18 protein-coding genes and 1 pseudogene are annotated in these 19,247 nt (G+C 64.2%); 10 read left to right on the top strand and 9 right to left on the bottom strand.

The window, feature by feature from the left end:
* Positions 1-183 (top strand): annotated as a pseudogene (locus QZT63_RS05780) (acyl-CoA thioesterase); the annotation flags it as partial.
* 142 nt (positions 184-325) lie between these two features.
* Here the strand turns inward: QZT63_RS05780 and rpoH are convergent.
* The 4 genes from rpoH to ftsY form a co-directional block, all read right to left on the bottom strand.
* On the bottom strand, positions 326-1,195 hold the full coding sequence (gene rpoH / locus QZT63_RS05775; protein ID WP_290649361.1) for an RNA polymerase sigma factor RpoH: 870 nt from the start codon (positions 1,193-1,195) through the stop codon (positions 326-328).
* 214 nt (positions 1,196-1,409) lie between these two features.
* Positions 1,410-2,384 (bottom strand): permease-like cell division protein FtsX, encoded by a 975-nt coding sequence (gene ftsX / locus QZT63_RS05770; RefSeq protein WP_290649359.1) that lies wholly within the window; start codon positions 2,382-2,384, stop codon positions 1,410-1,412.
* Between the two features lie 3 nt (positions 2,385-2,387).
* Positions 2,388-3,065 carry a cell division ATP-binding protein FtsE gene (gene ftsE, locus QZT63_RS05765; RefSeq protein ID WP_290649358.1) on the bottom strand — a complete coding sequence of 226 codons (678 nt, stop codon included), beginning with the start codon at positions 3,063-3,065 and terminating at the stop codon, positions 2,388-2,390.
* A gap of 37 nt (positions 3,066-3,102) precedes the next feature.
* Positions 3,103-4,122 (bottom strand): signal recognition particle-docking protein FtsY, encoded by a 1,020-nt coding sequence (gene ftsY / locus QZT63_RS05760; RefSeq protein WP_366636085.1) that lies wholly within the window; start codon positions 4,120-4,122, stop codon positions 3,103-3,105.
* A gap of 85 nt (positions 4,123-4,207) precedes the next feature.
* Here ftsY and QZT63_RS05755 point away from each other — a divergent pair, with 85 nt between their 5' ends.
* From QZT63_RS05755 to QZT63_RS05725, 7 genes are all read left to right on the top strand, one after another.
* Positions 4,208-5,599: a pitrilysin family protein gene (locus tag QZT63_RS05755; protein WP_290649356.1), complete on the top strand. Its 1,392-nt coding sequence runs from the start codon at positions 4,208-4,210 to the stop codon at positions 5,597-5,599.
* 9 nt (positions 5,600-5,608) lie between these two features.
* Entirely contained in the window at positions 5,609-6,997 is a 1,389-nt protein-coding gene (locus QZT63_RS05750) for a pitrilysin family protein (protein WP_290649354.1), read from the top strand.
* Between the two features lie 38 nt (positions 6,998-7,035).
* On the top strand, positions 7,036-7,614 hold the full coding sequence (rsmD, locus tag QZT63_RS05745; protein WP_290649352.1) for a 16S rRNA (guanine(966)-N(2))-methyltransferase RsmD: 579 nt from the start codon (positions 7,036-7,038) through the stop codon (positions 7,612-7,614).
* 87 nt (positions 7,615-7,701) lie between these two features.
* Entirely contained in the window at positions 7,702-8,190 is a 489-nt protein-coding gene (gene coaD, locus QZT63_RS05740) for a pantetheine-phosphate adenylyltransferase (RefSeq protein WP_290649350.1), read from the top strand.
* 21 nt (positions 8,191-8,211) lie between these two features.
* Entirely contained in the window at positions 8,212-9,888 is a 1,677-nt protein-coding gene (gene ggt / locus QZT63_RS05735) for a gamma-glutamyltransferase (RefSeq protein WP_290649365.1), read from the top strand.
* Positions 9,889-10,132: 244 nt separating this feature from the next.
* Positions 10,133-10,867 (top strand): phospholipid-binding protein MlaC, encoded by a 735-nt coding sequence (locus tag QZT63_RS05730; RefSeq protein ID WP_290649348.1) that lies wholly within the window; start codon positions 10,133-10,135, stop codon positions 10,865-10,867.
* Between the two features lie 6 nt (positions 10,868-10,873).
* Positions 10,874-11,497, top strand: a complete 624-nt coding sequence (locus QZT63_RS05725) for a lysozyme-like domain containing protein (protein ID WP_290649346.1) — start codon at positions 10,874-10,876, stop codon at positions 11,495-11,497.
* Positions 11,498-12,113: 616 nt separating this feature from the next.
* Here QZT63_RS05725 and QZT63_RS05720 read toward each other — a convergent pair.
* Positions 12,114-12,824, bottom strand: a complete 711-nt coding sequence (locus tag QZT63_RS05720; protein WP_290649345.1) for a flagellar brake protein — start codon at positions 12,822-12,824, stop codon at positions 12,114-12,116.
* Positions 12,825-13,073: 249 nt separating this feature from the next.
* Here QZT63_RS05720 and QZT63_RS05715 point away from each other — a divergent pair, with 249 nt between their 5' ends.
* Entirely contained in the window at positions 13,074-14,183 is a 1,110-nt protein-coding gene (locus QZT63_RS05715) for a hypothetical protein (protein WP_290649343.1), read from the top strand.
* A gap of 23 nt (positions 14,184-14,206) precedes the next feature.
* On the top strand, positions 14,207-14,707 hold the full coding sequence (gene greB, locus QZT63_RS05710) for a transcription elongation factor GreB (RefSeq protein ID WP_290649341.1): 501 nt from the start codon (positions 14,207-14,209) through the stop codon (positions 14,705-14,707).
* 65 nt (positions 14,708-14,772) lie between these two features.
* Here greB and QZT63_RS05705 read toward each other — a convergent pair whose 3' ends face one another.
* The 4 genes from QZT63_RS05705 to QZT63_RS05690 form a co-directional block, all read right to left on the bottom strand.
* On the bottom strand, positions 14,773-15,897 hold the full coding sequence (locus tag QZT63_RS05705) for a ParM/StbA family protein (RefSeq protein WP_290649339.1): 1,125 nt from the start codon (positions 15,895-15,897) through the stop codon (positions 14,773-14,775).
* Between the two features lie 178 nt (positions 15,898-16,075).
* Entirely contained in the window at positions 16,076-16,891 is an 816-nt protein-coding gene (gene mutM, locus QZT63_RS05700; RefSeq protein WP_290649338.1) for a bifunctional DNA-formamidopyrimidine glycosylase/DNA-(apurinic or apyrimidinic site) lyase, read from the bottom strand.
* Positions 16,892-16,987: 96 nt separating this feature from the next.
* Positions 16,988-17,818, bottom strand: coding sequence for a hypothetical protein (locus tag QZT63_RS05695; protein WP_290649337.1), 831 nt, complete (start codon positions 17,816-17,818; stop codon positions 16,988-16,990).
* A gap of 6 nt (positions 17,819-17,824) precedes the next feature.
* Positions 17,825-19,177, bottom strand: coding sequence for a Gldg family protein (locus tag QZT63_RS05690; protein WP_290649335.1), 1,353 nt, complete (start codon positions 19,175-19,177; stop codon positions 17,825-17,827).
* Positions 19,178-19,247: the final 70 nt, after the last annotated feature.

The raw sequence follows: 19,247 nt of genomic DNA, 5'->3' as shown, positions 1-19,247 counted from the left end.
CCCATAGCGGTGCCGCGTTTACTGCTAAGCAATAAGGTGGAAGTGATGCGCTACCTAAAGGCGGCTGAGCGTATTACCTTGCGCAAACAAAGCTACTCTGCCCGCGAGCCATTTGGAGGAGATTTGGCTCAGGCAGTGAGCTATATTCAGCAGCAATGTGATGCGAAAATACAGCTCGTATAAGTTATGCCTAGTTTAGCGCTCGAATAGCCGCCCTACGAACTCGTCCAGGGCGGGCAGGCAGGTCCTATGCGACGTGAGCGGCGAGGGGGTGTCAAATCGGTGCCGCTCAGGTAATCGCAATGACGGTCAACCGACTACCAGCTCAAGCTGCCATAGCCGCCTTGAGCTTGTTCATTGCGTTTTTCTCCAGCTGGCGCACGCGCTCTGCCGACACGCCGTACTTGTCCGCCAAGTCCTGGAGCGTCGTCTTGTCCTCGGCAAGCCAGCGCCTTTGCACGATATCGCGGCTGCGCTCATCAAGGGTCTCCACGGCCGAGTGCAGTGAGTCCACCTGGTGCTCGTCCCAGTCATCCGCCTCAATCTGAGCCGCCGGATCCATCCGATGGTCCGTGAGGTAGGCGGCGGGCGAGCGGATGACCGACTCGTCGTCACTATCCGCCTCGGGCTGCGGATCGAACGCCATGTCCTGTCCACTCAGCCGCGACTCCATCTCCACGACGGTCTCCGGCTTAACCCCGAGATCCTTTGCCACGTTGTTGACTTCGTCGCGGGACAGCCAGCCCAGACGCTTTTTGGAGCTACGCAGGTTAAAAAACAGTTTGCGCTGCGCCTTGGTGGTCGCCACCTTGACGATCCGCCAGTTGCGCAGGATGTATTCGTGGATCTCGGCGCGAATCCAGTGCACCGCAAAGGAGACCAATCGCACCTTCACGTCGGGGTCGAACCGCTTGACCGCCTTCATGAGGCCGATGTTTCCCTCCTGGATCAGATCGGCCAGTGGTAACCCGTAGCCGTTATAACCGCGCGCGATGTGCACGACAAAGCGCAGATGCGCCAGCACCAGCTGCCGGGCGGCATCGATGTTTTCCTGATCGCGATACTCTAACGCCAGCTCGTGCTCGTCTTCGGCGCTCAGAACGGGAATCTGGTTCACGGCCCGAATGTAAGCCTCTTCGCTGCCCGCTCGCAGCGGCAGTTGGTTGACCGAGACACGTGTTAAGGCGGTGCCCATTGGAACCTCCCCCTTTTGGCTACCGGGATAGTTTAGCAGTCACATCCTTTGAGTGCTAACGCCGACAAAAGTTCATACCGCTGCCCAGTTCAGGGATTGGGGCATCCACCCCGCTTTCAAGGGGTATTCAGGCGAACGCTCTGGTAGGCCTACTCGCCTTCGCGACGCGGGATTGCTCCACACAAAGCGGTACCGGCCATCGTTCGGCGCCCATTTAACGCGGCTCGATGGCCGCCAGTTGCCGTGCCACGGCGACCCAAGAGCCCGCCACGCCAAGCCCGATCCCCACCACCCAGACGGCGACCACGCCCTGGAAACCGAGGCCGGTCAGCAGCGGTCCCGTCTGATACAACTCGGCCAGTCTGTGCAGTGGCCCACTGAGCAGCAGACGCCCCCCTTCCACCAGCACGGTGGCCAAGACGCCGCCGACGAGCCCATACCAAGCGCCTTCATAGAGGAACGGCCGTCGAATGAATGCGTTGGTGCCACCGATGAGCTTGGTGATGATGATCTCTTCGCGCCGGTTTTCGATGGCCAGGCGGATGGTATTACCGACCACCATGATCACCGCCAGCCCCAGTAGCGACGCAACCAACCAGACAGCCCGGCGCGTGAGATCCATGATCGCCTGCAACCGTTGGACCCATTCAAGATCCAGTCGGACCGTCTCGACATCGGCGCGTGCCCCGAACTCAGCCGTCATGGCTTGTAGCGAATCCGCGCCGAGTCCCGTCACCGGGTGGACCACAATCACTGGAGGAAGCGGATTGTCGTCGAGCATGGCGAGCGCGCCATCAATCCCCGAAAGCTCGCGGAATTCGTCCAGGGCCTCCTCAGGGCTCACCACCTCGGTGCGGCGGACGGACTCGCGCGCGGCGATCTGCTCCGCCAGGGCGCGATAGTCGCTCTCCGCGGTCTCCATGCGCAAGAAAAGCGAGATCTGGACACCCTCATCCCACGTGCCGGCATGGCGCTCCACGTTATTTAGCAGGAGCAGGAACGCAGCGGGCACGGCCAGGGCGATGCCAATCACGGCGGCGGTCATGACGGTGGCGACACGCGTTCGCGCCAGCCGGCCCAGGGCGCCGATACCGGCGCGCAAATGATCCGCGCCCCATGCCCGCAGGCGCCCAATCAGCCCGACGCCCTGGAGCACGCGATTGCCGCGCGCCTCGCCCCGATCGGCCATGCCTTAGCCCAGACCTCCCTTGCCGCTGTCGGAGACCAGCTTGCCGTCGGCAAGGCTCAGGTAGCGATGTCCCAGGCGCCGTATCAGACCGAGGTCATGGCTGGCGATGAGCACCGTGACACCCACCCGGTTGAACGCCTCGAACAGACCCATGATCTCCTGGGATAGCTCGGGATCCAGGTTCCCGGTGGGCTCATCGGCGAGCAGGATTGGGGGACGCGTGACCACGGCGCGGGCGATGCCCACCCGCTGCTGCTCTCCCCCTGAGAGTGTCACGGGGTATGCGCTCTCTCGATGTGACAGTGCCACCTTGCCGAGCGCTGCCCGTACACGCCGGCCGATGTCCCGGTGGCTGACGCCGGCAATCACCAGCGGCAGGGCGACGTTGTCGTATACCGTGCGGTCATGAAGGAGTCGGTGGTCCTGAAAGATCATGCCCACCCGCCGGCGCAGATAAGGAATGCGGCGCCGCGACAGGCGCCCGATGTCAATGCCGTTGAGCACGATCTGCCCGCGACTGGGACGCTCGAGCAGGGGAATCAGCCTGAGCAGCGTGCTCTTTCCGGCGCCGGAATGGCCGGTGAGGAATGCCAGTTCGCCGCGTTCCAACTTGAAGGTCAGGCCCCGCAGCGCTTCATAGCCACCGGGATACTGCTTGCTGACACCGTCGAAATGAATCATCTGGATTGATCTGTAGCGCACGTACGAGACAGGACAATTAGTCCTGGAGGGCCTCGCCCAGCAGTGCATCCACGAACTCCGCGGCATGGAACGGGCGTAAATCCTCGGGGCGTTCACCGACACCGATATAGCGAATGGGCAGCCCCAGGCGATGGGCAATGGCGAAGATCACGCCACCCTTGGCTGTGCCGTCGAGCTTGGTCAGGATGAGCCCGGTGACGCCCACCGCGTCGTGGAAGTGTTGCGCCTGCGACAGCGCATTCTGCCCGGTGCTCGCATCGAGCACCAGCAGCACCTCATGGGGCGCGTTCTCGTCCAGACGCCCGAGCACCCGGCGGACCTTGCGCAACTCTTCCATGAGGTTACCCTGGGTATGCAGTCGCCCCGCCGTATCGGCAATCAGCACGTCGACCCCCCGCGCCTTCGCAGCCTGCTGCGCGTCATAGATGACCGAGGCTGAATCCGCCCCCGTGTGCTGCGCGATCACCGGGATGCCCGTACGCTCCCCCCATTGCTGGATCTGCTCCACGGCCGCTGCCCGGAAGGTATCGCCGGCGGCGAGCAGCACGGTACGCCCCTCGTCGCGGTAGCGGCTCGCCAACTTGCCAATGGTTGTCGTCTTGCCCACCCCGTTGACACCGACCGTGAGCACGACGAACGGCCCGCCCTCGTACTCAGGCACCAGCGCCTGCTCGCAGGGCGCGAGCACCGCGACCATATCCTCGCGCAGGGCGCGCATCAGGGCTTCCAAGTCGCCGACCTCCTTGCGGCGCACGCGCTCGGTCATGCTCCCGATGATGCGCGTGGTCGCTTCCACGCCCACATCGGCCATGAGCAGTCGGGTCTCAAGCTCCTCCAGGAGCTCGTCGTCAACGCTCTTGCGGCCAAGAAACGCGTTGGCCAGCCCCTCGGTCAACCCCGCGCGGGTCTTGCCAAGGCGCTCGCGCAAACGGCCGAAAAGACCGGGCCGGGAAGCGTCGCCGCTGCCCGTTGGCGCCTCCGGCTTATCGGTGTCTTGCTTACCTTTTCTGAACCGGAACATAGTTTCGATGGTCACTCTGTCGTGAGCGGTTCGCGTATCCTAGCACTGACACGGTCCCCCGCTCACCGGGGACAGCACACAACAACGAGCGATTGTCACCATGATTCGATCCTGTTTCGCACTGCTGACCGGCGCCGCGCTCTTTGCCGGCGGCGCCTCCGCGGCCTCACCGGAGATTCACAGCTTCGAGCTGGACAACGGCTTGAAGGTCATCGTCAAACCTGACGACCGCGCGCCCGTGGCAATCAATCAGCTCTGGGTCCCGGTGGGCTCGAGCCACGAGCAGCCCGGCACCACTGGCGTGGCTCATGCCCTCGAGCACATGATGTTCAAGGGCACCGAGAACCTCGAGGCGGGGGAGTTCTCGCGGCGAATCTCCGAGGAAGGCGGCCGTGTGAATGCATTCACTGGTCGCGACTTCACCGGCTATTACGAGGAACTTGGCGCCGACCGTCTGGAGGTCGCGCTGGAGCTGGGGGCAGACCGTCTGGAGAACATCATCTTCGATCAGGATGAGTTCGAGCGAGAGATGCAGGTGGTCAAGGAGGAGCGGCGGCTGCGGGTCGATGACAACCCCACCGGCGTGCTCCAGGAGCGTTTCAATGCCGTCGCCTGGCACCACAGCCCCTACCGCCAACCCATCATCGGCTGGGCGCGGGATATCCAGCAGATCGAGCTGGAGGATATCGAGGCATGGTATGACGACTGGTATGGCGTCAACAATGCCACCCTGATCGTGGTCGGCGATGTCGAGCCGGAGACCGTGCGTGACCTGACCGCGGAGTACTTCGGCGAACTGGAGCCCCGGCCCGCCCCGGAGCTCAAGGAGCGCGAGGAAGTTGAGCCCATCGGTGAGCGCCGCCTGACCGTCCACCACGAGAACGCAAATCCGTTTCTCATGATGGCCTATCACGTGCCGTCGCTGGCCACGGCGGACACGCCCCGGGATGCCTATGCCCTGAGCGTTCTCTCCCAGGTGCTCGATGGCGGCCAGAGTGCCCGACTGCCCAGCCGCCTGGTACGCGATCAGGAAGTCGCAGCGGGTGTGGGTGCCGGCTACCGCAGCATCACCCGCCTGGACACGCACTTCATACTGCAGGGGCGACCCACTGGCGACGGCGAGATCGAGGACGTGGAGGATGCACTGCGCCAAGAGATCCGCAAGGTCCGCGACGACGGCATCAGCGACGAGGAACTGGAACGGGCCAAGGTTCAGTTGCGGGCCGACTACGTCTACCGGCTGGATTCGCTCTCCCGCCAGGCCATGGAAATCGGCCTACTGGAGACGACAGGCATCGGCTACGAGGCCATGGCCGACTTCGAGGAGGAACTCGACGCCGTCACCCGGGAGGACGTCCAGGATGTCGCCGTACGCTTCCTGCACGACGACCGTCTCACCGTGGGCCACCTCAAACCGAAGGATGGCGGCGCGCCTTCGCTGCCGCTTGAGACGCCGGGGCCCGATCCCACAGACGACCCGACCGGAGACTGAGGAGCGACCATGCGCGCCGACCCCATGACACGCCATTACTGGCTACTGCCCGCGATGTCGCTGCTTGCCGTCCTACTGGCGACGCCAGTGCAGGCCGCCCTGGACATCGAGAACTGGACATCGGACGACGGGCTGGACGTGTACCTCGTCCAAAGCCGGACACTGCCGATGGTGGATTTGCAGCTGACCTTCGACGCCGGCTCGGCCCGCGATGGCGAGCATCCGGGGCTGGCAAGCCTGACCAGCAACCTCCTGAGCGAGGGTGCGGCCGGGCTGGACGCCGACGAACTCGCCCGACGCTTCGAGGACGTGGGTGCCCGCTTCTCCACCGGTAGCGGCCGGGACTCCGCCAGTGTCAGCCTGCGCTCACTGAACGACCCGGAGACACTGAGCCCAGCCGTTGAGGCCTTAACCCTGGCCGTCAGCGAGCCGAGCTTCCCGGAGGCGTCGGTTGAGCGCGAGCGTCGTCGCATGCTGCTCAGCCTGCGCAACAGCCGCCGCAATCCCGGCTCGGTAGCCCGAGAAGCCTTTTGGGAGGCCCTCTACGGCGACCACCCGTACGCGCGCAACCCCGGGGGCACGGAAGAAAGCCTGGAGGCGATCGGGCGCACGGAATTGGACGCATTCTTTGAGCAGTATTATGTGCTCGAGAACGCAACCCTCGCCATTGTCGGCGATGTCAGCCGGGCAGAAGCCGAGGCCATCGCCGACCACCTGGGCGGTAGCCTACGCCGAGGCGATGCGCCGGAGCCGATGCCGCAGCCAGAGCCCACCGAACGCGCTGGTGAGACCATCCACATCCCGTTCGCCACCGCCCAGAGCCATGTCATGATGGGCCAGATCGGCTATGCGCGCAGCGACGAGGATCATTTCGCGCTGTATGTGGGCAACCATCTCCTCGGCGGCAGCGGGCTGAGCAGTCGGCTGGTCGATGAGATGCGTGAAGAGCGCGGGCTGTCTTACAGCGTCGGCAGTCTCTTTCAGCCCATGACCCAGCCCGGACCATTCCTGGTGAGCACCCAAATCCGCAGCGACCGCACAGAAGAGGCGCTCAGCGTCCTTCGCGAGACGCTCACCAGCCTGCGCGAAGACGGTCCGAGCGAGGAGGAACGTGATCGCTCCGTGCGCAACATCACCGGCGGCTTCCCGCTGCAGTTCGACAGCAACCGGAGTATGCTCGCGTATGTCGGCGTCATCGGCTTCCACGGGCTGCCGCTGGACTACCTGGATGCGTTCCCGGCCAGGGTTGAAGCCGTGGGAGTCGATGATATACGCGATGCCCTGCAGCGCCGGCTTGCGCCGGATAAGTTCGTCACTGTCATCGTCGGCCCAAAGGATGAGGAAGGCGAGGAACCCGAGGAACTCGAGCGACCCGAGGAGCCGAAGGACACTGATTGACGCCATCGCAACGCCTCGCCGCCCGCGGGTGATCCGTAGTGGCCAGGCGCGCACGTAATGAAGTGCGGATCATCGGCGGCGAATGGCGCGGGCACCGCCTGCGCTTTGCCGGTGACAGTGGGCTGCGGCCGACGGCGGATCGCAACCGCGAGACGCTGTTTAATTGGTTGCAGCCGCTGGTGCCGGGAAGCCGTTGCCTCGACCTGTTCGCCGGCAGCGGCGCCCTGGGGCTCGAGGCCGCTTCCCGCGGTGCGGCGTCCGTCCTGCTGGTGGAACGGGAACGCCGGGCTTTGGCGCAGCTACACGACAACATCCAGCGACTGCACGCCGCGCAGCGCGTCCACGTCCACGCTGGCGATGCCATGGCGCTGCTGGCCGGTACCGCACACCCCATGGACATCATCTTTGTTGACCCCCCGTTTGCCGGCAAGCTGCTGGAACCGGCCTGCTCGGCGCTCGCTCGCGGAGGCTGGAGTCATGGTGAGACGCGCATCTACGTGGAGCATGCGAAGTACCGACCCCCAAAGCTCCCGGAGAGCTGGCAAGTGCTGCGGGCCCTTGACGCCGGAGATGTCCGTTTCCTGCTGCTGCAACCACAGCGTGGGGGCGGTATTTGATCGACGGCGCGGCGAATGGTTTGATAACAGGCGCTTTGCATTCCGACGTCGGCACGCCGATACAAACGACAGAACAAGGGCAAGCGCATGACCATCACAGCGATCTATCCGGGGACATTCGATCCGATCACCAACGGCCACATCGATCTGGTGGAGCGGGGTGCCAAGCTCTTCGAACGCCTGATTGTCGGGGTTGCCGCATTCCCGAGTCCGAGCAAGAAGCCCACGTTTTCCAACGAGGAACGCCTGGAGCTGGCGAGCATCGCCGTGGAGCACGTGCCCAACGTCGAGGTCAAGGCGTTCGATACCCTGCTGGCTCACTTTGTTCGCAACGAGAGGGCTCAGGTCATCCTCCGCGGACTGCGGGCCGTATCGGACTTCGAGTACGAGTTCCAGCTCGCGAGCATGAACCGACAACTGATCCAGGATGTCGAAACGGTCTTTCTCACACCCGCAGAACAATACGCCTACATCTCCTCAAGTCTGGTACGCGAGGTGGCGGCGCTGGGTGGCAACATCGAGCAATTCGTGCACCCGCGGGTCGCAAGGGCGCTGAGCGCCCGACTGCGGGGCTGATCCCTTAACAGGAGCTTTATGATGCGTGGACCCTTTGTTGCCAGCGCGGTTTTCGGCGTCGCCATGCTGCTGGCCGCGACTGCAGCAGGCGCCGACCGTCCGCCTGGCGCAGCCGTGGCAACCGCTCACCCGCTGGCAACACAGGCTGCGGTGGACATTCTCGAGCAGGGCGGCAATGCCTTCGATGCCGCTGTTGCGGTGACCGCTGCGCTTGCCGTGGTTGAGCCTTACGGCTCCGGCATCGGCGGCGGCGGTTTCTGGCTGTTGCATCGGGAGTCCGATGGCCATCAGTCCATGGTCGATGGCCGTGAAACAGCGCCCGGCAGGGCCACGCGCGACATGTACCTCGAGGAGGGCGGCGACGTACGCGATCGCGACTCCCTCGATGGTCCTCTGGCCGCGGGAATCCCCGGTACGCCGGCGGGGCTCGTCCACATTACCGAGGAATACGGCGAACTTGGCCTGGCAGAAAACCTGGAGCCCGCTATCCGCTATGCCAGCGACGGCTTCGAGGTGGGCAAGCACTACCGCCGCATGATCCGCTTCCGCCTGGATGCCCTGCGCGATTCGCCGGCCGCCGCCGAAGTCTTCCTCGACGACGGCGACGTTCCCGAGGAAGGCCATACCATCGTGCAGACCGACCTGGCCCTGACTCTCCGGCGGCTCGCCGAAGAGGGCCTGGACGGCTTCTACCGCGGCGAGGTTGCCGAGCGCCTGGTCGAGGGCACCAACGAGGCCGGCGGCATCTGGAGCTACGAAGATTTGCAGGAGTATGCCATCGTCGAGCGCGAGCCCGTGCAGGGAAGCTATCAGGGCGTGCGGGTGACAACGGCTGCACCCCCGTCCGCCGGCGGCATTGGGCTGATGACGATGCTCAACATCCTCTCGCAGCACGAACTGCGCAACAAACCGCAAGCCGAGCGCATCCACCTGAAGGTCGAAGCCATGCGCCGCGCCTACCGTGATCGCCAGGTCTTCCTGGGCGACCCGGACTTCGTGGACATCCCCCAGGGCCGGCTCACAAGCATGGAACATGCCGAGACGATCGCCGCTGACCTCTCCCCGGACCGTGCCACCGCCAGTGAGGATTTGCCGGAGCCCGACATGGGCGGCGACAACACAACGCATTTTTCCATCATCGACGATGCGGGCAACCGCGTCGGCGCCACGCTGTCCATCAACTACCCTTTCGGTTCCGGGTTCATGCCACCGGGCTCCGGAGTGCTCCTGAACAACGAGATGGACGACTTCGCGAGCCAACCCGGCAAGCCCAACGCCTACGGGCTGGTCGGCGGTGAAGCCAACGCCATCGAACCGGGCAAGCGGCCCCTGTCGAGCATGACGCCAACGTTCCTGGAGTCGGACGGTCGCGTGGCCGTCATCGGCACCCCCGGTGGCAGCCGTATCATCACGCAGGTGCTGCTGGGGACCATCAGCTTCGTGGACCGGCTGGCACCCGAGCAGTGGGTCGCCAGGCCCCGCTTCCACCACCAGTACCTGCCGGACCGCATTGAACACGAGCCCGGCGCCATCTCAGTAGAGACACGGCGCGCGCTCACGGCCAAGGGCCACACAGTGCGCTCCATGCTGCGGCGCTACGGGGACATGCAGGTCACCTTCTGGGACAGGGATGAGGGGCGTATGGACGCGGCCAGTGATCCGCGCGGTGGCGGCGAAGCGCGCGTCACGGAGCACTAGTGTCCTGTTGTCTTCTTTTGGCGACAACCATGGATCCATCCCCCGCGACGTGATATGAATATCCATGTCACAAGTCATGTCTGCGTCAGTGTTTTCACGCGGTCCGCGGATGTGGGCTTGCGTTCCCCGTCGCGCGTGTCGACTGCGCCACACCTCCCGCGCCGCGCACTGCACCTGCCGCATTGACGGACACAGCCACTGAGGCATGGATGACTTGATGAGAAGGCTTATTAGGAAGGGGCGAGTGCGACGTTTTCCCCGCCATGGTGGTTGGGTTTCGCCGGGGCAGATTCCGGTACAGATTAAGGACGAGGCGACGATGCAAATTCCCCACGCAGTGCTACGACCCCTTGTATTGGGACTCATACTGCTCTGGTCAGCGGTAGCAGTGGCCAAGAGCCCGGAGGCCATGATCAAGGAATCGTTCAATGCGTCTCTCGACGCCCTGATGGAGCATCACGAGGCCATCGCCGAGGATCCGACCGTCGGCGAAGAGCTGATCGACGAGATACTCGGCCCACGCGTGCACTTCGAGCTGATGAGTCGCCTGATTCTGGGCCGCTACTGGAACCAAGCCGATGCACAACAGCAAGAGCGCTTCGTCAGCGCCTTTCGCCGGAACGTGATTCGAACGTACTCCCGAATGCTGGCGGACAACATCGACGATGCCATCGAAATGGTCGCGGGGGAAGACGAGATCTTGCGCGTCGACCGGGTCACGGGACCGGATGACCGTGGCCGCGCCACGGTTCGCACAACGCTTCGATTCAGCGAGGCCTCAGTGCCGGTCCATTACCGCCTGATCCGCGCGGAGGACGACGATGCCGAGTGGCTGGCCTACGACGTGGTCATCGAGAACATCAGTTTCGTCACCAACTACCGGCAGGAATACTCCAGTGCCATCCGCCGCGACGGCGTGGAAACCCTCATCAGCCGCCTTGAAGAGCGCAATGAGCGCGCGCGACAACGGGACGGATAGCTGCCGATGAAAGCCGCTGCGCTTGTACTTGCCATGGCGGTGGCAATGCTGGTCGGCTGCGCCACAACCCCTCCGGAAAGGACCGACGACCTCTGCCGGATCTTTGATCACCAGCCGCGTTGGTACGACCATGCACGCGCGTCGGAGCAACGCTGGGGGACACCCATCGCCACCCAGATGGCATTTGTCCGCCAGGAATCGTCGTTCCGTCACGATGCCCGCCCGCCACGCACGCGCTTGCTCGGTTTCATTCCCTGGCGACGGCAGTCTACGGCTTACGGTTATGCCCAGGCACAGAATCCGGTCTGGGGCGAATACCTTGACGACCAGGGTGGGCTCTTTGCCCGACGCACACACATGAAGTACGCGCTGGATTTCATCGGCTGGTACAACAACAACACCCACCAACGCTTGGGCATCAGCAAGAATAACCCGAGGCATCTGTACCTGGCCTATCACGAGGGCCCCACCGGTTATCGCCGCGCACATTGGCAGAACAACAGCGCACTGCAACGCGTGGCGGCGCGGGTCGAGCGGACCGCGCAGCGATACCAGGCCCAGCTCGAGGAATGTGAGTCCCGCTATCGGTGCCGACGATTCTGGGAGTTCGGCCCGTTCTGCGACGCTTGAGCCCATGCGGGGCCTTCAGCACCCAACCACGCAGCAGCCCGTTCCCGGGCAAAAAAAACCCCCGTCAAGCGGGGGCAAGGTTCACGCGTCAGGGTGGGCAGACGCGCCGCCTGACGACCACCGGCGATGGGTGCGCGGGACACCGGTGGTCGCTATATCGCCGTGGTAGCAGGGCGTACGCTGAGGTGGGCCACGACGACCAGGCGATGGCCCACGAGAGTATGCACCCTCTGTGCCAAAGTTCGATTCTTTCAATAATCAGTGACTTGGCAAGGTGTGGGCAGCAGTCCACGCGTTCGACTGTCAGCAAAAGGCGACACCGGCCCGGCCGAAAATCAGTAGTTTGTTGTACTAAAAGAGATTTTTGATGTCTCCGTATGGAGACATCCGTGCCGCCAACTGGCCCGGAGCCACCCTGCCGGCGCTCAGTCAGCATTCGCGGCGGTGTTGCGCTAGTGTCCTGTCCCGTAAATACGTTGCGAAAATTGGCGTGGATCCTGACGGTTCCTGGCAAGGCGCGCCGACGAGGCGTAGCGGGGACTACGGCGAGGAGGCGCAACGCCTCCAGGGGCCGTCAGGGCCGCGACAATCGTAACGTTATTTGCGGGACAGGACACTAGGCCCCCTGAATACCCTGAAGATAGCCTTGTAGTACGGCCCGCCCCCGCGCCGAGAGGTTGCGGAAGGCCAGTCCGATGCGGCGCCCGACGCTGCCGTCGCGCAACAGGTGCCTGGAGATGTTATGAACTTCAAGATCCATGACCAGGCTCTCACGCCCCGGCAGCTCGAGCACACAACCCTCAATGACATCGCGTATTCGCAGCGGTACTGCCTCTGTTGCGTCAATAATTCCGACACCACCGAGACTCAGATCCGTCGCTTTGAAGGTGTAAGCCTGTTCACCACCGCCGGGAAGCCGACAAACTGCGGGGCTCGACTCGGGAACGGGCACACGGAAGTACGCGCGTCGCTGCAGACGATACACACTCTGGGGCACTGCCGCCCGAAATGCAGGCCCATGATCCCGGCTCACGACCCACAACCGCTCGAGGCGAAATCTTACTGTCGCGGTGTTCTCACGGGTCGTAACGACAATGCCTTCGGCCTGCAACGCCCGGCGGCTGGCTGCCATATCCGACCCGCACGCGAGCTCCACTTCGCCGGCTTCGTCATCGACGGCCACAATAGCCGTATCCAGACTCTCCCGTCCCTGGTTGAAATAGGCGTTAAGCAATTCAGGCCGACGTCCGAGCTCACGCAGCACAGCGACGACATCGGCCGGCCTGGTCAGCACAAAGCGATCCTGATCGTCTGGCCTATCGTCCACGTCGGTCCTCACGGGTCGCCACTTGGCCAATGATCTACCCATCGCTGATGGAGCAAAAACCGCAATACAACGCCAGGCGCCCTGTCTCCCTGTCGAGCACACCCTATACTCGTTTGGGGGCGTTCCTGCAACAATGGGCCCCAGTCGTTAGCCCACACAGGGCAGATGATAAACCATACCGGGAGATCAACAGGAGAGGGCATGCACATGCACACTGCAAGCAAATGGGCATCGCGGAGTTGGTCAGTCATGGCGTTGACCGGGCTGGGCGCCGGCATGCTCAGCCAGCAGACAATGGCCGAGGGCGCAGGCTATGAGATCTGGGCACTGGACCAGGGCACGCACAAGGCGCACGTCTACAATCAGGATCTCAAGGAGGTCGCGCGGATCAACCTCGGCGCCCACGGGCTCGAAGTCCCGCACATGGTCGAGTTCAACTCCGACGGCCGCTATGCGGCAGTCGCAAACGTGGGCACGGGCAATGTGGCCGTCATCCGTACCGAGGATTACCGCGTGGTGGATATTATCCCGACCGGACCGCGCACCCACATGGCCGGATTTCTTCCTGACGACAGCGCCATCCTCGTCGATGTCATTGGCGCACCGGATATCGAGCGAGACGGCAAAGTCGTTGCGATAACGGCGGATCTTGACAACGAGTCGTTCGAGATCGACCGGGAACTGGTCATCGCCGATGACCCAGTATTCCAGGAGCGCGAACACGAGTTCAACGATGTGGCGGCCATCTGTCACGATACGACGGCCGACGGCAGCCGCGCGTTCGTCACCCTCGGCCCGGCTCTGGAGGATGGCGGCCTGGTGGTGGTGGACACGTCCGAAATGACACTGGAGAAGGTATTCCCGCCCAACGAGCTGCAGGTGAACTGTGGCACCATGCTCACCCCCGACGAACAGCACATGATCGTCAACGGCGGAGGTCCGGCCACCGGAGTGTGGTACGCGCTGGACGTCGACACGCTGGACGTCGTGGCGTCCGACGTGAGCCAGGGGATCGATGCCCATGGGGTCCGCAACGTTCCCAACGGCGAGGGCATCTGGATGGTCAACCGCGGCAGCTCCGACGGGATCGTCATCGACCCGGAGAGCTTGGAGGTCAAGGACACAATCCCGGACACCGGGCCGACTCCGGACATCCTGGATTTCTCGCCCGACTCCCGCTATGCGTTCATTACGCTGCGCGGCCCCAACCCCGTGTCCATGCCGCATATGGCTGAGGGTGAGACGCCCGGTTTCTCCGTGCTGGACTTGGACACCCTGGAGATTGTGGAGATCGTGGAGCCGGCTCGGGGCAACGAGGACAGCGATTTCCACGGGATCGCGGTGCGCCCCGTAGACTAGTCTCCTGGACTGATACGGATCCCATGAGTCGCTATCGTCCGCCGCAACGCAAGGCATCGCCCTACATTACGCGGGAAGGCTGGCGGCAGCTGGAGCGGGAACTGGATTGGCTCTGGCGTGTGCGGCGCCCGGAGGTGACCCAGGCGGTGGCTGAAGCAGCCGCCATGGGCGATCGCTCGGAGAATGCCGAGTACATCTATGGAAAGAAGCAGCTGCGGGAAATCGATCGCCGCGTGCGTTATCTCAGCAAACGGCTGGACGAGTTGACGATCGTCCAGCGGCACCCCTCGGACCCGACGCGCATCCGTTTCGGCGCCTGGTTGACGCTGGAAGACGAAGAGGGGGGCACGCGGCGCTACCGCATCGTTGGAGCGGACGAGTTCTCCCCGGAGAAGGGGCTGATCAGCATTGATTCGCCGGTGGCATGCGCCGTACTGGGTAAGACCGTGGACGATGAAGTCACCGTGGCCTTGCCCAACGGCGAGGTGTGGTATCGAATCCAAGCGGTGTGGTATGAGGGCTAAACGGCCTCCCGCCAGTGGCGGGGAGCGGCCCCACAACACCGGCAGGATCGACCCTGCACACCGTGCTACTTCACCGCGGCGCGCGGGCGCCGTGAGCGCTGCGCGGCTTGCTCATCGTCGCCGCCCGCGGCCTGATTGGCCGCATCCGGACTGAACCCACTACCGTCGGTGGCCTCGACTTCCGGCTGCTGCTCGTGGCTCTGATAGGTTCCCCAGGCCATGTAGCCGCGGGCGTTGGCGGTCACGGGATCACTGACAACGAGGCTCTGCGGGACCTGCGGACGCAGGTAGCGTTCCAGCACGTGGGCCCCGCCACCGGTCAGCAGCACGGCGTCGTAGTCCGTCAACTGCCACAGTGACTGCAGCTCCACCATCAGCTTGGTGGCCACCTCGCCGAGAATCTGGTCACGCAGGCCCGTGATATCTTCGTGTTGGCCGGAGACGTTGATCTGACCGTCGATCACCGCCTGATCCAGCGTGTACGTCTCGCGCTCGAGTCCGTACTGTGCGGACAGCGCCGCAGCTAGGGTGTCATAGCCGGTGGAAATCCCCAGCGGCACGGTGCGGCTCCACGCCGGCGCGTACTCGCCCTCGACGATGGTGGCAAAATCAGTGGTCCGGAAACCGACGTCAATAATGCCAACCCGACCGCCAAGCAGGCGCGAGTCGCCCCGGAGCTGGCCGCGGCTGTCGAGCACTTCCGACCAGAATGTTCCCAACGGCTGGGGCACCACCTCGATGTCCTCGAGGCGAATGCTGAGATCGCGACGCTTGCGCCCGACATGGCGCGTCACCGTGTGATCCCCCCTTAACCGCGAGACCAAGTCCTCCGCCAAATGCATGCGCCCCGGGGGCAGCCCGGTCACTACCTGGAAGTCGTTCCTGGACTCCCGGCAAAACAGGCTCAAGGCGCCCAGGAACAGGATCCTGAGATCGTCGCCCTCGGCCCGGGTCGCCGACAATCCACGGTGCGCAATACGCGAATGACGAATCGCGAGATCCCCGAGGAAATAGGACCTCGCCCCCACGGTAATGCGAATGTCACTCGTCGGGTCTGGCTTTTGCAAACCCAGCGACATGGGGCTACCGCCACTGCCATCGCCGACCACACTGGGGAAACGGACACCATCGAGACCATCGTTAGCCTTGATGAAGCCGTATCCCATATCGAGACCGATTACACGTTCCACAGCGTTACTCCCTAAATGATCTGCTTGTGCCCGTTGAGCATGGCTCTGAACACATCACCCTACGCGATCCTGCGCGTGGGTCTGTGGCATGGATCACAGCGGCGCTGTTGAAATGGCTGTTTCTGCCCATGGTGGGACGTATGCACGCCGCCTGCCGCGCACCTGGGAGCGCGACGCCTCAGCGCTGACAGGCCGGACAGAATACCGTGCTGCGCTGGCCGAGTTGCATGAGGCGCAGGGCCTCACCGCATGCGCGGCAGGGCTGTCCCGCCCGGCCGTAGACGGATAGCGCCAGGCGGAAATAGCCCGGGCGTCCACCACTGTCGACAAAGTCCCGCAGCGTTGTGCCGCCTGCTGCGATTGCCTCGCTCAGCACGTCCTGGACGGCCCTGGCCAGGCGCACGTAACGTGCGCGGCCTACGCGCCCGGCGGCGTTGGCCGGATGAATGCCAGCTCGGAACAGGGCCTCGGCCGCATAGATATTGCCGATACCCACGACGGTCGCTGCATCCATCATGAAGGCCTTGACGGCCTGACGCCGTCCGCGGGAGCGCTGGTAGAGCCACGCGCCGGAAAACGCCGCGCTCAGGGGCTCTGGCCCGAGACGGGCCAACAGCGGATGGTCGCCGCCGTCCCCTGCGCTCACATGGAGACTGCCGAAGCGCCGGGGATCAACATAGCGCAGCACCCGGCCGGAGCTCAGACCAAGATCCACATGGGCGTGGGGCTCCGGCACTGCGCCCGCAGGCACAACACGAAGACTGCCGGACATGCCCAGGTGCAGGATCATTGTATGGGGGTCAATGCGAAACAGAAGGTACTTGGCGCGCCGGTCCACGGTGCGAATGACGCGCCCGCCGAGCCGCGCTTGCAGATCTTCGGGTATCGGCCAGCGCAGACGGCGGTCGCGGACCACCACGTCGGTGACGGTCTCGCCCGTCACCTGCGCCGCCACACCGCGGCGGGTCGTTTCGACTTCCGGCAATTCCGGCATGCTGGTGTCCTGATGGATCAGGGTACGCCCTTACTGCCGCAGCACACATCAAGGACCCGCGGCCGGGAGCGCGCAGCTTTGGTGGCCCATGCCGGCTCAGCGCTCCTCGCCGGTGAGCAGATAGTGGCGCAGCTCCTGCGAAAGCACGTAGGCGACGCCGGAGTCCAGATCCACGAGCCGGACTTCGCCGTCCTCCTGCGTAGCCGCGAACCGCCGATGGCCACCACCGGCCAATTCCACCCGCACATCCGGCTCTGTCTCTGGCGGGCTGTCCAAGGGACGGGCCATGAGAGCCTCGACGCCGGCCCAGTCCGCCATGAACGCATCGCCCCTGCGTTGAGCGAGCTCGCCGCGTTGAATGACCCAGTCACCGTCGCGCAGACGCATCGCCAGCACAGGTGTGGTCAGCGCGACCGGCTCGTCATGCTGTTCCAGGATATGGCGGTCGAGAAAATTCCACCATGGGCCGGCGATCAGCGGCGTCAATGCGTCGGGAATCAGATGAACCCGTTCACCCACCATGGCGTAGCGCAGGCCGTCGACTGCGTCCGTGTCACCGAGGCCAACGGCGGTGCCGTTGAATGTCAGTTTGATCTTTGGCGGAATCAGACCCAACTCTTGCGGGTCCAACTCCGTGCTGTCGTATCGATGCTCGCTGGGCGCCCGGGTCAACCGCAGCAGCTGTTCAACGTGGAAATGGCTCGCTCGCGCCGTGACCGGCTCGCTAATGCGCCAGCCGGCATGGTCACGCTCTATAACGAGGCGCGTGCCATCGCCGTACTGCACGCTCACCACATGGACATCATCCGGCGCGAGATCGGTAAGGCGCCACTCGTCTGCAGGGCGTTGATAATCGAGCCACGCCACCCCCGCCAGCGCCAAGGCGACCAACACCACGGCAACATTGAGCACCCACCGTCTACGCATCGCCGCTCATCCCCGCCTTCGCCGCCACCATGCCCAGGCGCCGCCGGACAACCAGATCGCGGGCACCACCACCAGGAAACCAAAGCCCATGGCGATCATCTGCGTACGGCTTAGCTCCAGTGTCTGATCCGCAACCGCCCGCCCAAGCACGGCGCCAGCCCCGGTGTCGTCCGTAAGCCAGTCCACCAGATGCATGCCCAGTTGCAGGTTGGCCCCGTTACCGACATACGCGTTGGATAGAAAATCCGCATCACCGATCACCGCCACACGCTGTTCGCGGCTGTCGTCCGGAGACTGGGTCAGTGTCACCCCGACGGTCAGCGGCCCACGCCGCTCTCCGGCTTCGGGGTCGAAGCTCGGGTTCTGCGGATCCTGGCGCTCCAGCCAGTGGCGCTCGTCAGTGCGGAGCAGTTGGCTGACTTGCCAGCGAGCGTCTTGCGCATCCGTGAGTTCCAATGCCCGCGCGCCCATGAACAAGGAAACGCCTTCAAGTCGAGCCAGCGCCGGGTGAGGGGGATAGTCACCCAGTACGAGCAGACGCGGCTCGTCGACCCCAAGCAGCGCCTTCGCCTGGGGCTCGATGATTTGCCCGGGCAGAATCCTCACGCCCAGGACATCGCCCAGAAAGCCGAGCCGCTCCCTGTCGCCCTCGTCCACCAGCCACAGTAGGTTCCCTCCGGTGTCCACCCACTGCCTAACGACCTCCCGGGCAGACGGCGGCCACTCGCTGCGCGGCCCTGCCACCACCAGCAGTGATGCCTCCTCGGGGATACCCTCGTCGAGACTGTCCAGGGGCATGAGCTCATGCCCGCGGTCATGCAGGTGAGCGCCAAAACTACCGAGGTCATGATTGGCCTCGCCCTGGAGATCCCGCTCGCCGTGGCCCAGAAGATAGACCAGTGGACCTCCGTCCGCCCCACTGAGCCTCGCGAGCGCAGCACTCAGTCTCGGCTCACTGGGGACAGCGACGTGCTCCTGGCGGCCCCGATACTCCACCACCATCTCACCCTGGCCCTCGACTCCGAACTGCCGCACCAGCTCCGGCTGTGCATCCGGGTTAATGGCACGGAAGCGTAGATCATGATGATGGCGCTGGTACCGCTCCAAAAGACCCTGGGTGTGGCTCGCGAGGACATCATCGGGGCGGACGAAGGCAACCACATCGATCCGCTCGTCGAGCCGCCCGAGTAGCTCGACACTGCCCTCGGATAGCCCGCCGCGCCCGGTGGTCGACCACTCCGCGCCAATGGTATAGCGCGTACTCAGCCAGGCCACCAGGGCCAGCACAGCAATAAAGCCCACACCCAGCACCAGGCTGTGCAGGCGTAACCAAAGCTTGGTCCGACGATCTATACGCATGGGTTCAAGGTCTGTCCGCGTCAGGGTTCAATCACGATGGATAGCACCAGGCACCGGGGGGGGTCGCCTA

Origin of the sequence: Aquisalimonas sp. (genome assembly GCF_007120195.1) — a bacterium.
Taxonomy (GTDB): Bacteria; Pseudomonadota; Gammaproteobacteria; order Nitrococcales; family Aquisalimonadaceae; genus Aquisalimonas.
The sequence above is the reverse complement of the archived record's forward strand: the minus strand, read 5'-3'. Positions and strand labels throughout refer to the sequence as shown.

Excerpts from the sequence above, each read along its gene's own strand:
- rpoH (WP_290649361.1), bottom strand. The coding sequence starts at position 1,195 with ATGGGCACCGCCTTAACACGTGTCTCGGTCAACCAACTGCCGCTGCGA.
- ftsX (WP_290649359.1), bottom strand. The coding sequence starts at position 2,384 with ATGGCCGATCGGGGCGAGGCGCGCGGCAATCGCGTGCTCCAGGGCGTC.
- ftsE (WP_290649358.1), bottom strand. The coding sequence starts at position 3,065 with ATGATTCATTTCGACGGTGTCAGCAAGCAGTATCCCGGTGGCTATGAA.
- QZT63_RS05755 (WP_290649356.1), top strand. The coding sequence starts at position 4,208 with ATGATTCGATCCTGTTTCGCACTGCTGACCGGCGCCGCGCTCTTTGCC.
- QZT63_RS05750 (WP_290649354.1), top strand. The coding sequence starts at position 5,609 with ATGCGCGCCGACCCCATGACACGCCATTACTGGCTACTGCCCGCGATG.
- coaD (WP_290649350.1), top strand. The coding sequence starts at position 7,702 with ATGACCATCACAGCGATCTATCCGGGGACATTCGATCCGATCACCAAC.
- ggt (WP_290649365.1), top strand. The coding sequence starts at position 8,212 with ATGCGTGGACCCTTTGTTGCCAGCGCGGTTTTCGGCGTCGCCATGCTG.
- QZT63_RS05725 (WP_290649346.1), top strand. The coding sequence starts at position 10,874 with ATGAAAGCCGCTGCGCTTGTACTTGCCATGGCGGTGGCAATGCTGGTC.
- QZT63_RS05715 (WP_290649343.1), top strand. The coding sequence starts at position 13,074 with ATGGCGTTGACCGGGCTGGGCGCCGGCATGCTCAGCCAGCAGACAATG.
- greB (WP_290649341.1), top strand. The coding sequence starts at position 14,207 with ATGAGTCGCTATCGTCCGCCGCAACGCAAGGCATCGCCCTACATTACG.
- mutM (WP_290649338.1), bottom strand. The coding sequence starts at position 16,891 with ATGCCGGAATTGCCGGAAGTCGAAACGACCCGCCGCGGTGTGGCGGCG.
- QZT63_RS05695 (WP_290649337.1), bottom strand. The coding sequence starts at position 17,818 with ATGCGTAGACGGTGGGTGCTCAATGTTGCCGTGGTGTTGGTCGCCTTG.
- QZT63_RS05690 (WP_290649335.1), bottom strand. The coding sequence starts at position 19,177 with ATGCGTATAGATCGTCGGACCAAGCTTTGGTTACGCCTGCACAGCCTG.